The sequence below is a fragment of the Rhizobium sp. BK661 genome (assembly GCF_024808825.1).
Taxonomy (GTDB): Bacteria; Pseudomonadota; Alphaproteobacteria; order Rhizobiales; family Rhizobiaceae; genus Rhizobium.
The window spans coordinates 692,051-706,904 of record NZ_JANTYT010000001.1 but is presented as its reverse complement, the minus strand read 5'-3'; the positions used below and the strand labels follow the sequence as shown (position 1 = coordinate 706,904).

16 protein-coding genes are annotated in these 14,854 nt (G+C 60.4%); 3 read left to right on the top strand and 13 right to left on the bottom strand.

The annotated features are described in order from the left end of the window. The first annotated feature begins 27 nt into the window (after window positions 1–27). The 3 genes from fliG to FHX16_RS03455 all read left to right on the top strand — a co-directional run bounded on the left by fliG (window position 28) and on the right by FHX16_RS03455 (window position 2,722). Window positions 28–1,068, top strand: coding sequence for a flagellar motor switch protein FliG (fliG, locus tag FHX16_RS03465; protein ID WP_183860218.1), 1,041 nt, complete (start codon window positions 28–30; stop codon window positions 1,066–1,068). A 129-nt stretch (window positions 1,069–1,197) separates the two neighbouring features. Next, entirely contained in the window at window positions 1,198–2,277 is a 1,080-nt protein-coding gene (flhB, locus tag FHX16_RS03460) for a flagellar biosynthesis protein FlhB (RefSeq protein ID WP_183860220.1), read from the top strand. 4 nt (window positions 2,278–2,281) lie between these two features. After that, on the top strand, window positions 2,282–2,722 hold the full coding sequence (locus FHX16_RS03455; RefSeq protein ID WP_259126509.1) for a hypothetical protein: 441 nt from the start codon (window positions 2,282–2,284) through the stop codon (window positions 2,720–2,722). An 18-nt stretch (window positions 2,723–2,740) separates the two neighbouring features. Here FHX16_RS03455 and visR read toward each other — a convergent pair whose 3' ends face one another. From visR to FHX16_RS03390, 13 genes are all read right to left on the bottom strand, one after another. Beyond that, window positions 2,741–3,487 (bottom strand): transcriptional regulator VisR, encoded by a 747-nt coding sequence (gene visR, locus FHX16_RS03450; protein WP_183860224.1) that lies wholly within the window; start codon window positions 3,485–3,487, stop codon window positions 2,741–2,743. Window positions 3,488–3,499: 12 nt separating this feature from the next. After that, the gene (visN, locus tag FHX16_RS03445) at window positions 3,500–4,246 is read right to left on the bottom strand and encodes a transcriptional regulator VisN (protein ID WP_114711407.1); all 747 of its coding nucleotides are present in this window, start codon (window positions 4,244–4,246) and stop codon (window positions 3,500–3,502) included. A 375-nt stretch (window positions 4,247–4,621) separates the two neighbouring features. Further along, on the bottom strand, window positions 4,622–6,313 hold the full coding sequence (fliF, locus tag FHX16_RS03440) for a flagellar basal-body MS-ring/collar protein FliF (protein WP_183752696.1): 1,692 nt from the start codon (window positions 6,311–6,313) through the stop codon (window positions 4,622–4,624). A 110-nt stretch (window positions 6,314–6,423) separates the two neighbouring features. Further along, window positions 6,424–6,816 carry a hypothetical protein gene (locus tag FHX16_RS03435; RefSeq protein ID WP_016552744.1) on the bottom strand — a complete coding sequence of 131 codons (393 nt, stop codon included), beginning with the start codon at window positions 6,814–6,816 and terminating at the stop codon, window positions 6,424–6,426. Between the two features lie 17 nt (window positions 6,817–6,833). Beyond that, a complete protein-coding gene (gene cheD / locus FHX16_RS03430) occupies window positions 6,834–7,388 on the bottom strand; it encodes a chemoreceptor glutamine deamidase CheD (protein ID WP_016552743.1) in 555 nt (184 codons plus the stop codon). Then, window positions 7,385–7,774, bottom strand: a complete 390-nt coding sequence (locus tag FHX16_RS03425) for a response regulator (protein WP_007530058.1) — start codon at window positions 7,772–7,774, stop codon at window positions 7,385–7,387. The genes cheD and FHX16_RS03425 overlap by 4 nt, the downstream gene beginning before the upstream one ends. After that, window positions 7,774–8,817 carry a protein-glutamate O-methylesterase CheB gene (cheB, locus tag FHX16_RS03420; protein WP_183860226.1) on the bottom strand — a complete coding sequence of 348 codons (1,044 nt, stop codon included), beginning with the start codon at window positions 8,815–8,817 and terminating at the stop codon, window positions 7,774–7,776. Before cheB ends, FHX16_RS03425 begins: the two co-directional genes overlap by 1 nt. Next, on the bottom strand, window positions 8,814–9,725 hold the full coding sequence (gene cheR / locus FHX16_RS03415; protein ID WP_183860228.1) for a protein-glutamate O-methyltransferase CheR: 912 nt from the start codon (window positions 9,723–9,725) through the stop codon (window positions 8,814–8,816). Before cheR ends, cheB begins: the two co-directional genes overlap by 4 nt. Continuing rightward, complete coding sequence (locus FHX16_RS03410; RefSeq protein ID WP_183752702.1) at window positions 9,722–10,189, bottom strand: chemotaxis protein CheW; 468 nt, start codon at window positions 10,187–10,189, stop codon at window positions 9,722–9,724. Before FHX16_RS03410 ends, cheR begins: the two co-directional genes overlap by 4 nt. Before the next feature lie 4 nt (window positions 10,190–10,193). Next, complete coding sequence (locus FHX16_RS03405) at window positions 10,194–12,476, bottom strand: chemotaxis protein CheA (protein WP_183860230.1); 2,283 nt, start codon at window positions 12,474–12,476, stop codon at window positions 10,194–10,196. 17 nt (window positions 12,477–12,493) lie between these two features. After that, a complete protein-coding gene (gene cheY1 / locus FHX16_RS03400; RefSeq protein WP_007530053.1) occupies window positions 12,494–12,859 on the bottom strand; it encodes a chemotaxis response regulator CheY1 in 366 nt (121 codons plus the stop codon). Further along, a complete protein-coding gene (locus tag FHX16_RS03395; RefSeq protein WP_183860232.1) occupies window positions 12,856–13,152 on the bottom strand; it encodes an STAS domain-containing protein in 297 nt (98 codons plus the stop codon). The genes cheY1 and FHX16_RS03395 overlap by 4 nt, the downstream gene beginning before the upstream one ends. 63 nt (window positions 13,153–13,215) lie before the next feature. Continuing rightward, window positions 13,216–14,829 (bottom strand): globin-coupled sensor protein, encoded by a 1,614-nt coding sequence (locus tag FHX16_RS03390; protein WP_183860758.1) that lies wholly within the window; start codon window positions 14,827–14,829, stop codon window positions 13,216–13,218. Between the last annotated feature and the right edge of the window lie 25 nt (window positions 14,830–14,854).

The window sequence follows — 14,854 nt, the reverse complement described above, 5'->3', positions numbered from 1 at the left end:
CCGGTGCAGGGACGGAGAGGTTAGACCATGATGGACTTTGACGATTTCGGCGGCGCTCTAGCCGAGAAACCGTTGACCCAGGCTGAAAAGGCGGCGGCCGTTCTCCTCGCAATGGGGAAAGGGGTCGCCGGCAGGCTGTTGAAGTATTTCACGCAGGCCGAGTTGCAAACGATCATCAACTCGGCGCAAACGCTGCGCGCCATCCCACCGGATGAGCTGCTTGGACTTGTCGCGGAATTCGAGGACCTGTTCACCGAAGGTGCGGGTCTCATGGACAACGCCAAGGCGATCGAAAGCATTCTCGAGGAAGGCCTGACCCCTGACGAGGTCGACAGTCTGCTTGGCCGTCGCACGACGTTCCAGGCCTACGAGACGTCGATCTGGGACCGCCTCGGCGAAGGCGATCCGGCTTTCATCGGCAAGTTCCTGTTGCGCGAGCACCCGCAGACTGTTGCCTACATTCTCTCGATGATGCCCTCGTCGTTTGGCGCCAAGGTTCTGATGCAGATCCCGGATGGCCGCCGTGCGGATATCATGAACCGCACGGTCAATCTCAAGTCCGTCAGCCCAAAGGCCGCGCAGATCATCGAAAAGCAGGTGATGACCCTGCTGGCCGAGATCGATGCCGAGAAGAACTCGATCGGCTCGACGAAGGTTGCCGAACTGATGAACGAGATGGACAAGCCGCAGGTCGATACCCTGCTCACCTCGCTCGAATCGATCAGCCGCGAATCGGTCAACAAGGTGCGCCCGAAGATCTTCCTCTTCGACGACCTCATGCTCATGCCGCAGCGCAGCCGCGTCATGCTGCTCAACGATATCTCGGCGGACATCCTGACCATGGCACTGCGTGGCTCGTCCACCGAAATGCGCGAAGCGGTTCTCGCCTCGATCAGCCCGCGCCAGCGCCGCATGATCGAATCGGATCTGCAGAGCGGAACGGCTGGCATCAACCCGCGCGAGATCGCGATCGCGCGCCGCGCCATCGCCCAGGAAGCGATTCGCCTGTCGAATTCCGGTCAGATCCAGCTCAAGGAGACCGAGGCGGAAGACTCGGCAGCGGCTTAAGCCGCTGTTGTTGTGCACGAAGCGTCTCCTCCCGGTCACCGTGGTTGATCGCGGCGACGAAAGGGAGATACCCTTCCGGAAAGGCCGCGCCCTGGCGCGGCCATTTCTTTTTGATGGAGGGCTTCGGCCTTGGCCGACGACGACAAGGACAGCAAAACAGAAGACCCGACAGCGAAAAAGAAAAGTGACGCTGCCGAGAAAGGTAACGTCCCTTTTTCGCGAGAGGTGCCGCTCTTTGCCACTGTTCTTGCCACCTTCATCTACATCATTTTCTTTCTGCCGAGCGGGCTGAGTAAGGTCGGGGAGGCGCTGAAGGACATTTTCGAGCAACCCGACCAATGGAAGCTCGAAACGGGGCCGGACGCGCTTTCGCTGTTCGTTCACCTCGGCTGGGTTTCGGCGACCTTGCTTGCGCCCGCCTTCATCCTGTTCATGGTGTTTGGTGTCGGCGCGTCCATCGCTCAGAACCTGCCGACGCCGGTGCTCGAGCGAATCAGGCCGCAGTTCTCGCGTATCTCGCCTGCCAAGGGGTGGTCGCGGTTGTTCAGCCTGCCCGGCCTCGTCGAGTTCGGCAAATCGCTGACGAAGATCGTGATCGTCGGTGTCGTGATGTTCTTCGTGCTGAAGAGCGAATACTTCGGCGCCATCGATGCGATGTTTTCCGATCCGAAAACGATCTTCACCCGCATGATGACGTCGATGCAGAAGATCACGATCGTCGTTCTGATCGCCACAGCGGTCGTCGCGATCGCCGACTTCTTCTGGACGCGCTACCACTGGTTCACCGAACTGAAGATGACGCGGCACGAGGTCAAGGAAGAAAACAAGCAGTCGCAAGGCGACCCCTTCGTCAAGAGCCGCCAGCGCTCGCTGATGCGCGACCGGGCCCGCCGCCGTATGATTGCCAATGTCGACCGCGCCACGCTCGTGATTGCAAACCCGACGCACTTTGCGGTCGCCCTGCGCTACGTGCGCGAGGAGAACGACGCGCCTGTCGTCGTCGCCAAGGGCCAGGATCTAATTGCGTTGAAAATCAGAGAGATCGCGGAAAAGAACGGGATTCCGGTTTTCGAAGACCCGCCTCTTGCGCGCTCCATGTTTGCGCAAGTCTCGGTCGATAGTGTCATACCGTCTGTATTCTACAAGGCAGTCGCGGAGCTCATCCATCGGGTTTACGCGACGCATGCCAAGAACAAACGGGTAAGATAGCCGAATGAAAAAATGCCCCTACTCTACCCAGCGTGAAAAAATCCTGGCGGAAGCCATCAGCCCGGTAGCCACCGAACTAAGGCTTCTGGACGCTTCGGACCTCATCTCGCTGCTGCGCTTCGAGTACTATGGCAATCTTTCCGATCTGGTATCGTCAGCTGCGGAGCTCTTCTTCCACCCCGGCACGGTCAATTTTGGCCATGGCGGTAGCTATACGCTTGAATGGGGCGGCAAGCCTGAAGTGGTGATCGACCTCGAAATCAAGCCACGCGGCGTCACGATTTACGCACAGCTGACGCTCGCCGAGCAACATGCCGGCATCGAGATCAACCACATCGCGTTCCAGGATCCATCTGCTGATCCGGACGAAAACACCGTTTTCCTCGAGCGGAGCCTGCGCGACGCGCGCTATAACGTCGAGGCATTGCGGGCACTGGCGGGCTAAGACGCCCTCGCCCTCATATCAGCTGATATATCCGAGGCGAATGGCCTTCGCGATCGCCTGGATTCGGTTGACCGAATCCAGCTTGATCGTCGCCGAGCCGAGATAGGCATTGACGGTATGCACCGAGAGGCCAAGCTTGTCGGCGATCTCTTCGCTGATACGCCCGTCTCCAGCAAGCTGCAGGCAGGCAATCTCGCGTTCGCTGAGAGCTTCGGCGGCCGCCACTCTGCGCTCGTCGAGCGAGAGCAGATCGATCATGACCTGACAGGACCTCGCATGCAGTTCGACGATCATATCACTAGCTGGTTCGAGATCATCGCCCGTGAAGACGATGAAGCCGTTACCGACGGCACCGAGGCGAACCGGAAAAGCTATGCCCGAGAACGGCAGCAGGCCGTCCTTCAGGCGCGTCATGAAGGGGGCAATGCTGGCAGGTCTTGGGGCAGCGCGATCAAGCCCGCCGGCCCATACGACCGGCAGAAGCGATTTCTCGATATGATCGAGCAGCGCCTCGCCATGCGCGTCGACGAATGCGCGGCTGAAGCCGCTATGCGTCGAACCCCAGTTCTCCAGTTCGCAAACCAGCCGCTGCTTTCCTGGCACGCCCGCGCCGCTGATGCGGTAAACCGCAAAATTCTGAGCGTCGGCGAGTTTCTGCATGCCGATCAGGCGTGGAAACAGGTCCGATCGGCTCGCAACCTTGTTGACGCGCACCGCGCGCATCGTTTCTGAATGTCCCATCGAGCGACCGGATGACTGCCCCATAACGCCGTCCCCCTAGACGAGATTATTCCTGACCGCGAATGCGATGGCCTCGGAACGAGTCTTCGTGGCCGTCTTTCGCATGACACTGGTGATGTAGTTGTTGATGGTGTTGCGGGAGATACCGAGGATCATCGCGATCTCGTCGCTGGTCTTTCCCTCGGCGATCCAGAAAAGGCACTCCAGTTCGCGATCGGTCAGTTCGAAGTCCCGGTCAGCCTTGGTGGCGCCGCACTGCAGGAAGCTTGCGAAGTAAGCCGTTAAAAGTCCCACGTCCCGCAGCCGCTCCTGTGACAGGATGAAGCCGTCGTCAAACAGGAACATCAGCACGAGGCGCGAACGGCCGATGTTGAACATGAGCGAACAGTATTGACGGCTCGCGCCATCAGGCGCGTCGGCCTCATCCGGTAGGAGGGCGAAATGCGGCTGGAAGAGCAGCATGCATTTTTCGAGCTCCGTCGCGCGGGCGAAGCCGCCAACGAAGGCATGCGCCAGGTTGGTGACAAGATCGAATGGCCAGTCGGAGGAGACCACGAAGTCGAGGCCGGCTTCCTGCACCAGGTCCGCTCGCGCCAGGAGATAATGCGAAGCGCCGACATAATCGGTCAGCGCCCGCAGCCCCGGCTGCAACCGTCCCGTGCTTGAGATCTCACAAAGCTGCGCGATCAGCTCGTCACGTGAAGAGAGGTTTGTCGCTGCAATGCCAACAAAGTTTGCCTTGTGCGTATCGCTCTTGAGAGCCTGCAATATATGCATATCCATAGGCAAAACCCCGCGGCTGTAAACCACTTACGACAGAAGCTTGATCCGCATGCTCCTGAACAAATTACGACCTCTCCGCGAATCACCCAAGATTACGATAGGTAGCATAATGCACCATCTCCGAGTTCTTGGGATTTACATTACCTGCTTTTTGTGCCCTGATTCGCACGCAAATTCCGCTTGTTAAGGAATTCTTAATTTAAAGTGATTCGGGGAATTCTGACAATACGATTCGCGTAAAACGCGTGGCTACATCCGGCCTCTGTCAAGTCTATCCTCAGAAATCTTCATGCCCGCATTCGACCGATGGCAAAAGATGACTAGGATCGCCGTGTAGGCGTAGACAAAGAAAAAGGCCGGTCTCCCGGCCTCTCTTTATGCGGCGTTGTCGACCGCCCATTTCCTGAGGATTTTCGCAGCGCGTTCCTCGTTGATCTCGACCATGCGCGCCAGCTTGCGTTCTGGACCTTCCTTGACGCGACGATTGAAGTTTCCGTCGTCGTCGCCAAGGCTGAGCAGGTCTTCGGTACTGTCGAAGCCGAAGTCCGAGCCGAAGCCATCCATCAGCGCGCCACCGGCGCCACCGCCCGCTGCTGGAGCGAAGTCTGGAAGTTCGAGTCCAGCACTTTCCGGCGAGGTGTCGCCGAGGACGGCGGCACCACTGCCCGTCACGCTGCGAACCATCGGTCGTACACCCATCCAGATCACCAGGAAGGCAACCGCGACGAAGGCGAGAGAGTTGATGATGCCGGCGAGGTTGCGGCTCAACATATCCATGACGCGAACGCCACCGCCCGTTTCCTCGAGAAGCTGGTTCTCCAGGAAGTCCATGGCCGTGACGGTGACGACGTCACCGCGATTGGTGCTTATGCCGGCTGCCGATGCCACGATCTTCTGCATTTCAGCAAGGTAGGCATCCATCTTCGCCTGGTCAGCCGGCTCGCCGACCATTTGAGCAATGCGGCCCTTGTTGACAACGACAGCGATGGAGAGCTTTTCGATCTTGTAGCTGTTGCGCGTCGTGGCGGTCGTCTTGCTGTTGATTTCGTAGTTGGTCTGCTCTTCCTTTTTGTCAGACTTGTCCTGCGATTCCGGGCCGGTAGGGCCGCCGGAGTCGGGCGCTGCCTGCGGAATGTTCTGCTCGACAGTTGTCGCGTTGTCGGACTGCTTCTGCTGCGACTGCGAGGCTTCCTTGGTCGTGCGGATCGAGCGCTCGACCTTCGATTCCGGATCGTAGGTCGTTTCCTGGATCTGCTGTGCGTCGGTATTCAGTTCGGCGGTGACACTGGAGCGGAAGTTGTCCATGCCGAGGAACGGTGCGAGCGCCTTGTCGATATTGGATTCCACTTCGCCCTGGACGTTCTGAACGATGTTCAGGGAGCGGTTCAGCGAGCTGTTGCTGGCCTCGTCGCCAGAGGCGAGCAGTTGTCCGGCGGAATCGAGGATAGTGACATCGCCGACATCAAGACCGGGAACAGCTGATGCAACCAGATGACGGATTGATGTCGCTGCCGTGCGGCCTGTCGCGGCACTTGCGCGGATCATGACGGAAGCGGTCGGCTTCTGCTCGGCTTTGCGGAAGTTTCCGACTTCGGGCATGACGATGTGGACGCGCGCTGCGGTGATGCCCGAGATCGACTGGATCGTTCGGCCAATCTCACCCTCAAGTGCGCGGACGCGCGTGACCTCCTGCATGAACGACGTCAGGCCGAGCGAGCCGACGTTGTCGAAAAGTTCGTAGCCAGCGTTGGCGCTGTTCGGGAGACCGCGCTCGGCGAGCAGGAGGCGTGCCTTGCCGGTCATGCCGGCCGGAACCGTGATGCTGGAGCCGTCGGTTCCTACCTCGAAGCCGATATTTGCCTCGGCAAGCGCCATGCTGATCTGGTTCAGATCCGGCTGATCAAGCCCGACATAAAGGGTTTCCTGGGCCGGTTTATTGACCAAAAGGGCCGCCCCCAGGATGAGCGCGACAGAAACGACGCCCACGCCAGCCAGCGCCAACAGGCGATTCCGCCCTAGCGAACTGAAGTTCTTAAAAATTTGAACTAATTGATTTAACAGATTCATTCTGTTCTCGCACGACCGTCACCGACAAAGCAGGCTTATTGCCTCATGTCCGACGATAGATGCCGAAACTTGTGCGAGCGTTTCGTAAAATCGTGCGAGTAAATGCGGGATCAGAAGAAGTCGAAGTCTCCGGCTGCCTTCGCCAGCGGCTGCACGTTGCCATGACGTCTGGCACCACCCAGGGCACGCTGCATTTCACTGAGTTTCACGAGGCTCAATGCAGTCGCAACATCGACCGCCCAGTCCTGCGGGATTTCACCGGTGATGGTGTCGATGAATTCTGCGAGACCGCGCGTCTTCTGCACGGCAAGGTCAATGCCCTGCATGACCTTCATGCTTTCCGGCGAGTTCAGCAGTTCGGCGCCTCCTCCAACGTCAAGGAGTTGCGGCTCGATCCGCTCGATCAGGTAGGCGACGTCATGCAATTCCGAGACGATGCGCATCAGGATCTCAGGCAGGGCTTCGGCCGGCAACGGCTGCTCTGTCATGGCATTCACGGTCATTACTACTGTCCTCGCCCTCAGAAGAATTCGATGCTTGTTTCGACAGGTTTCTGCGGAGCGGCCGGACGCTGCTCGAGCGCGACCGTTCTCTGCGTTTCGGCACCCGTCAACGGGTACTGCCGAGCGCGCCCGGAAACGGGCCAATATTCGAGCTTGCGCCCGTGGTCACCACCGGTACTGGAGCCGACGACGGGAATGCCTTCATCCTTCAGGAACTGCACGGCGAAAGCGGCGTTCTGTTCGCCGACATTCGAGAATGTCGAGATCGTCTTCGCCCCTCCGAAGATCTTGGCCTCTAGGCGGTCGCGGCGCGCGCCCTGCTTCAGGAGGCCGTTGATCAGCAATTCCATCAGATGGACGCCATAGCGCGTGGCGTCGCCGCCCGTCATCGGCGTGTTTCCTGTCCCCGGCAGGAGGAAGTGGTTCATTCCTCCAACGCCTGCCACGGGATCTCGCAGGCATGCAGCCACACACGATCCAAGGATGGTCGTCAGAACCGCGTTCGGATCATTCAGGACCTTCCATTCGCCCTGGATGATATTGACGCGGCGGGCCGCAACCTCGAGATTCATTTCAATGCTCCAAATACGGCTTCGATAGCCGCCTTCATCTTCTCGATCGTGAAGGGCTTGGCGAGAACGTTGTTGGCGCCAAGCTGCGCTGCCTTCGTGACGAGGGCGCGGTCACCCTGTGCCGTCAGAATGATGAAAGCCGCCTTCTTCGTCGCCGGGTTGGCGCGAACCGCCTGAAGGAAGCCGAGGCCATCCATCTTCGGCATGTTGAAGTCGGAGATTACGAGGTGATGCGGCTGCTGGGTCATGATCTTCAAGCCCTGCTCACCGTCGCCGGCGGCCGTGATCTGCTTGAAGCCGAGCTGGGTCAGAGCGTCGCTGAGCAGCAGACGGCTGGTAACCTGATCGTCGACAATCAGAACTTTGATTTTCTCTGCGATAGACATTAGTCAGTTCCTTCCTTTCGGGCGGCTGTCATTTTCAAAATTTCTTCGCCGATGGCATTCAACGGCAATTGCTGCTCGACGGCGCCGAGCTCGTAGGCGACCCTCGGCATACCGTAGACCACTGAGGTCTTTTCATTCTGGCCAAGCGTACGCGCGCCGGCATGGCGCATCTTCAACAGGCCGGCGGCACCGTCGCGACCCATGCCTGTGAGGATCACGCCGACCGCGTTGCGGCCCGCCAGTTCGGCAACCGAGTCGAACAGCACGTCGACGGACGGCCGGTGACCATTCACCGGATCGCGCTCGATCAGGCGGCAGCACGGCGCGTGAGCGTTGACAACCTGCAGATGGCGTTCGCCGCCCGGGGCAAGGTAGATCTTGCCGATCTCCAGACGTGCCCCGTCTGTTGCTTCCTGCACGACCGGCGCGCAAAGGCGGTTCAGGCGTTCCGCGAAGCTCTTCGTGAAGGTCGGCGGCATATGCTGTGTGATAACGGTCGGCGGGCAGTTTGCCGGGAACTTCTGCAGCACGGCAATCAACGCCTCGACACCGCCGGTCGACGAACCGATGGCGACAATCTTGCGTCCGACGCGAAAGTCGGCAACCGCAGGGGGCGGTACAACCGGCGTCGGCTGCGTATATTGGCGGCGCTGCGAACGGGCGGCTGCCTTCACCTTTTCGGCGAGATCGCCGAACGGGCGTGCATCACCCGGAAGCGGCTTACCGACGCAATCAAACGCGCCGATTTCAAGCGCCGCCAGCGAGGCATCGGCGCCGCGATGGGTGAGCGTCGAAACCATGATGACGGGCATGGGGCGGAGCCGCATGATCTTCTCAAGAAAGTCGAGGCCGTTCATGTTCGGCATCTCGATGTCGAGGGTAACGACGTCGGGATTAAGCTTCTTGATTGCCTCGCGGGCCTCGAGGGCATCGCCGGCCTGGCCGATGACGTTGACCTCGGGATCGGCGCTGAGAACTGCGGTGATCAGGCCACGCATGGTGGCGGAGTCGTCGACGACAAGAACACGTGCCTGTGCACTCATGCCTTCCTCCCCACGCCCTTGGTCGTATAGCGATAGGTCGTGATGCCGATATTGTCGAAGACGTGCTTGGCGTCGCCGGAGACGCGCTCGGAATGGCCGATGTAGAGGTGGCCGCCTTCCGGCATCAATTCGGCGAAGCGCGACCAGATCTTCATCTGAGTCGGCTCGTCGAAATAGATCACAACATTTCGACAGAAGATGACGTCGAACTTGCCCTTGAACGGCCACTGCGCCATCAGGTTCAGCTCGTTGTAGGTGATCAGGCGCTTGACGCGGTCATCGACCTGGAACTTGCGGCGGCCCTGCACCTCGACTTCGCTGAACCACTGCTTGCGCATGGCAGGCGACACGGTTTCAAGCGCGCTCTCATCGTACGCTCCGGCGCGGGCAATCGCCAGGATCTTCGGATCGATATCGGTGGCTAGGATCTTGAAGTCGTAGTCGGCGACGTTGGGCATCATCGACAGAACCGTCAACGCGATCGAATAGGGCTCCTGGCCATCCGAGGAAGCGGCCGACCAGATGCGGACCCGACCACCCATCTTGGCGCGCTGCAACAACTCCGGCAGCACATGCTCGCGAAGATGCTCGAAGTGGTGGTTCTCGCGGAAGAAGCGCGTGAAGTTCGTCGTCAGATGCGACAGCATTTCGCGACGCGGCGCCGCGCCGGCCGGCGAGGAGACGAGTGCACAATACTCCCGAAATCCGGACAGGCCGAGGTTGCGGATGTGCTTCGACAGACGCGAGTAGACGAGCGAGGCCTTCGTCTCGTTCAGGAAGATGCCTGCGTCCGAGTAGATCATCGCGGCGATTTCCGTGAGGTCGCGACGAGTCAGCGGATACTCGCCGCTCGCCAGCACCTCGTCCGGGCTTCCCTGCCGCACGTCTTTTGCACTCATGACATTCATGCAGCTTCGCTTTCCGTATCGGGGAAGATTGCGTCGAGTTCGAGCAGGCAGATCATGCGCTTGTCGATCGCCAGGATGCCGCGCGCAAACTGCCGCTGCAGTTCGGAAGCGATCTCCGGCGTCGGCTGCACATTTTCATCCGTCACCGTCAGGATGTCGGATACCGCTTCGACGAGCAGCCCAACCACCTTGCGGCACACCTGCGCGACAATGATGACATGACGCTGCGTAGGCTCGGTGGCCTTCATGCCGAGCCGCGCCGACAGGTCGATGATCGGTAGGACGGCACCGCGAAGGTTTATCACACCGCGCATGTAAGATGGGGAGTGCGGCATGGCCATGGCCGGCGTCCAGCCTCGGATTTCGCGGACCGACATGATGTCGACGCAGAATTCCTGATCGCCGATGCGGAAGGCGATCAACTCGCGACTGCCGGCGCTCAGATTTTTTGCGGCATAAGACATGATGCTATCCCGCTGCTGCCAGAGACATTTCAGGCTTCAAGGCCTGACCGCGCGAAGCGCCGACGACCGCATCGACGTCCAGGATAAGCGCCACGCGGCCATCACCGAGGATGGTCGCCGCAGCGATGCCCGGAACATGCGTGTAGTTCGCTTCAAGGCTCTTGATGACGACCTGACGCTGGCCCTGGATCGCATCGACCATGAGGGCGCGCTGACCGCCACCTTCGGATTCGACGAGAAGGGCGACACCTTCCACCGGATTGGCCTGGGTGGCCCGGAAGTTCAGGATGCGACCGACATCGACCAACGGGCAGAAACTGTTGCGGATCGAGATCAGGCGATGGCTGGCGCCGAAGGAGTGGATCGCGGACGCTTCCGGCTGCAGGGTCTCGACGATTGCCGTCAGCGGCACGACCAGCGTCTGGCCGGCGACAGTGACGACCATGCCGTCGAGAACGGCGAGCGTCAGCGGCAGGCTCATGGTAAAGACAGAGCCCTGCCCCGGCCGCGAAGTGATGTTGATGCGGCCGCCGAGCGCCTGGATCGAGCGTTTGACGACGTCCATCCCGACACCGCGTCCGGAGATGTCGGAGATCTTGTCGGCCGTCGAGAAGCCCGGCAGGAAGATCAGGTTGTCGATTTCCTCGTCCGTGAGGTTGGCATCGGCCGGGATCAGCTCGTTGGCGATCGCCTTCTGCTTCACCTTCTCGCGATTGATGCCCGCGCCGTCGTCGGCCAGTTCGATCAGGATGCGGCCCGAGCGGTGTTTTGCCGTCAGGCGAACCGTACCCTCAACATTCTTGCCGTTGGCAGCGCGCTTCTCCGGCGTTTCGATGCCATGATCGACGGCGTTGCGGATCATATGCGTCAGCGGCTCGGCCAGCTTGTCGATAACCGTCTTGTCGACTTCGGTGTTTTCACCTTCGGTGATCAGGCGGATCGTCTTGCCCGTCATGTCGGCGATTTCGCGGACGATGCGCGACATGCGCTGGAAGACCGGCTTCACCGGCTGGGCGCGGATCGCCATGACCGAATCCTGGATCTCGCGGGTGAGCTGCTGCAGCTCCTCGAGGCCCATGTTGATGGATGACGTTCCGGTCGTGTCATTTTCGATGACGCTCTGCGAGAGCATCGCCTGATTGATGACGAGCTCGCCGACGAGGTTGATGAGGCGGTCGACGCGGTCGAGATCGACGCGGATGGTCTGGCCAGCACCGGCAGCGGCGTTGTTCTGGGCGGCGGCAGCTGCACTTGCGGCAGCAGCGGCAGCCGATTCCTTCTTCTCGACGCGAGCAGCCGCAGCAGCCATCTGCGTGACGTTGGACGCTGTTTCGGCGGCGGCAACCGCGGCAGCAACATCGGACTTCGGCTGCTCGGCCGGCGCACCGGTCGCGCCGTCGTCGAGGATCGACAGGTCGAAGGGCACCGGGATCATCGGCAGTTCTTCGGTCTCGGCGGCAGCCGCCTTTTCCTCGACGGCAGAGATCTGCAGGTCGCAATCCCACTCGGCAAATTCGAAGACCGTGCGGATCGCGTCCTCGCCCTTGTCGGTCTTGAGCGTGACGTTCCAGTAGAAATAAGCGGCTTCCGGATCGAGTTCGTCGAGGCCGGGAAGCTCATCCATGTTGCAATAGACGCTCATCTCGCCGAGGCGGGAGAGATCGCGCAGCAGGAGGGTTGCGTCGTTGCCCTTCGAATAAAGGTCCGAGCGCGGCTTGAAGGTGATTTCGTAGGCGGGCAGATCGGAACCGTCCTCTTCGTCGCCGAAATCGTCGAAGGAGAAGGGGATCGGCTGGAAGCCGCTATCATCGGTGGGCTTGGGTGCTGGAGTGGCGGCAACCGGTGCGGCGACCGGCGCCGGCTTTGCTGCTGGAGCTTCCACGGCTGCGGAAGGCATCGGCAGCTCGCCGTTGGCGAGCGCTTCCAGTTCCTTTACCAGGCCGCGGCTGCGGCTTTCATCGACGCTGCCGCCATCGCGGGCAGCATTGGTCAGATCGGCCAGGACGTCTGCCGACTTCAGCATGACCTTCAGGACATCCTGGGTCGGCTCAAGCTTGTTGGAACGAACGCAATCAAGTGTGGTCTCGAACACATGCGCGAAAGCGACGAGATCATCCAGACCAAAGGCGCCAGCGCCGCCCTTGATCGAATGGACGGCACGGAACACCGCATTGACGGTTTCCGGATCGCGATCGCCATCATTCATTTTCAGAAGACCCGATTCCAGTTCGGCGAGCTGCTCCTCGCACTCCTGGAAAAAGATCTCTTTGATTTCGTTCATATCCATAGGAGAAAATCCTGGGTTTAAGCGGTTACGCGCTCAATGGCATCGATCAGCTTGGCAGGGTCGAACGGCTTGACGATCCAGCCGGTGGCACCGGCCTGGCGCGCGCGGTTCTTCTTTTCCGCATCGCTTTCGGTTGTCAGGACCAGGATCGGGATCGCGCGGTACTTGTCGTTGCGGCGAACGCCTTCGATAAAGCCGAAGCCGTCTAGGCGCGGCATGTTGATGTCAGTGACGATGACGTCAGGGTTGGATTCTTCCAGAACCTCGAGGCCTTCGACGCCGTCTTCCGCCTGAATTGTCTCGAACCCTGCATTGTTGAGGGTGACGAGAAGCATGTTCCTGATGGTCCGTGAATCATCCACGGTAAGCACTTTTTTCTTCATTGCCGGATCTCCTTGGCAAGCAGATGGTGGATATCGACACCAATCAGCTGCATGGTTTTCTGAAATGCGTCCGAAGCCTTGCTGAACTTGAAGGCCAGCTTGTCCTGGTCCCAGGTTTTGGCAGCCGCCATCAGGACCTGCGCGCTGAGCGCACCGACGCGTTCAACCGCAGAGGCGTCGATGGCCAGATCGTTGCCGCGCAACGCAGCAAGCTTGTCGCGAAGCGTGGTCGCTTCGTTCAGATCAAGCACCGCCGACAGGTTCAGCGTCTTCCCAGTTTTTCTTGCCGCCATCAGCTCGTCCTTGTCTCCTCGTTCCCACTCACCGAAGGTGAGCAGGGCTCATATACTGGTGTGTTAGTAAACAATCCGCCCTCCGACCGAGGCGACGGGCTGCACAAATCCGAAATCGTCTTCCTCGGCCACGACGTCGACAGGGCGTCTGACATCGAGCGTCGCCGACAACAGCGGCGCAGAGCGCGCAGCTTCGGCATTTTGCCGTGCAATTCGAAATTCGCGGATCGTCTGGCCGAGTTCGACAATGACGGTATGCAGGTCGTCGGCGCGTTCCGCGGACTGTGTCGCCGAGGCAGCACTGCCGGTCATCTGAACACCGAGATCCTTGACGTCGGTCGTCACCAGATCAAGGTTTGCGGCATGCTCGCCCGCCTGATTGGCGACCGCCGCAATCGCCGCGTTGATGTCGGTGACCTGACGAACGATGTTGCCAATGGAATCCTGCGTTCGGCCGACCATTTGGACGCCCGCACCCACCTGCGATTTGGTGGTGCTTACAAGCGTCTTGATCTCCCGCGCAGCATCCGCGGAACGCTGCGCCAAGGCGCGCACTTCCTGGGCCACGACCGCGAAGCCGCGTCCGGAATCACCGGCGCGAGCGGCTTCGATGCCGGCATTCAACGCTAGAAGGTTGGTTTGGAAAGCGATCTCGTCGATCGCTCCGATGATCTGCCCGATCCTTTCGGCCGACTGCTCGATGTCCGCCATGGCGGCGATTGCCCGACCGACGACCTGGCCGCTCTCTTCGGCTGCCGTGCGCGTCGACGCTGCCGCCTGCTCCGCAGCACGGCTGCCCGCGGCACCGTGACGTACGCTCTCCGAGAGATCGGCAAGGGCGGCCGCAGATGAGAGCAGCCGCTGGGCATGCGCGGAGGCATTGCCGGCAAACTGCTTTGATGAATCGCCAAGCGTCCCGACCGACGCTTCCGCGGCCGCAGTCTTTTCGGCAATCGACTGGAATTCGGACTGAATGGCATCGAGGGCGCCGTTGAGTGCCTGCGCGATGTCCCGATGGGCACCCTCTTCCTCAACGTTTGCCCTGACCGTCAGGTCGCGATTGACAAGACCGTTGATGACATCGGCGAAAACGCGGGTGATATCGGCCTTGTCATGGTTGCGCTGATCGGCAAGGGCGCGCTGCTGGCTAGCCCGCAAGGCATTGAAACGCAAAGATACTGCAATCTCGACATCGACCATCACTAGGCGGACGACCGCGGTCATGAGGTCGGAGATTTCCTTTGCCCGACGGCGGCCGCTCGGCAGGAAGGAACGTCCCGCGAGCTCGCCGGCGAGGCCGCCAATGATGTGCTCGAGAACGACGCCATGGCCGGCGACATGCCAGCGCGGGTCAAGACCCATCTTGCTTTCGGAATCCGAGAGAACCTTCACGCGCTCGGCATAAAGACTGTCAAAGCGTGCATCCGTCAAAACGTCCCAGTGTGACGCCTGGAGATCGTGGAGCCGCTCAACCTGGCGCTCGCTCTCGAAGTTCCGGGCCGCATCGGGAAACGATTGAAAACGCTGGAAAAGATCGCGCAGACCAGCAGCCAGGTATTGCTGGAGATCAAGGCGGCGACGCCGCACCAGGTCGCAGTGCTCGGCATCGAGACCGGCAAAACGCAGCCTGTCGCGCAAGCTGCCTGCCTGCGCTCCTCGTGCCTGATCTGATGGCATTTCCTGCCCCAACGCCTGCCCCCAA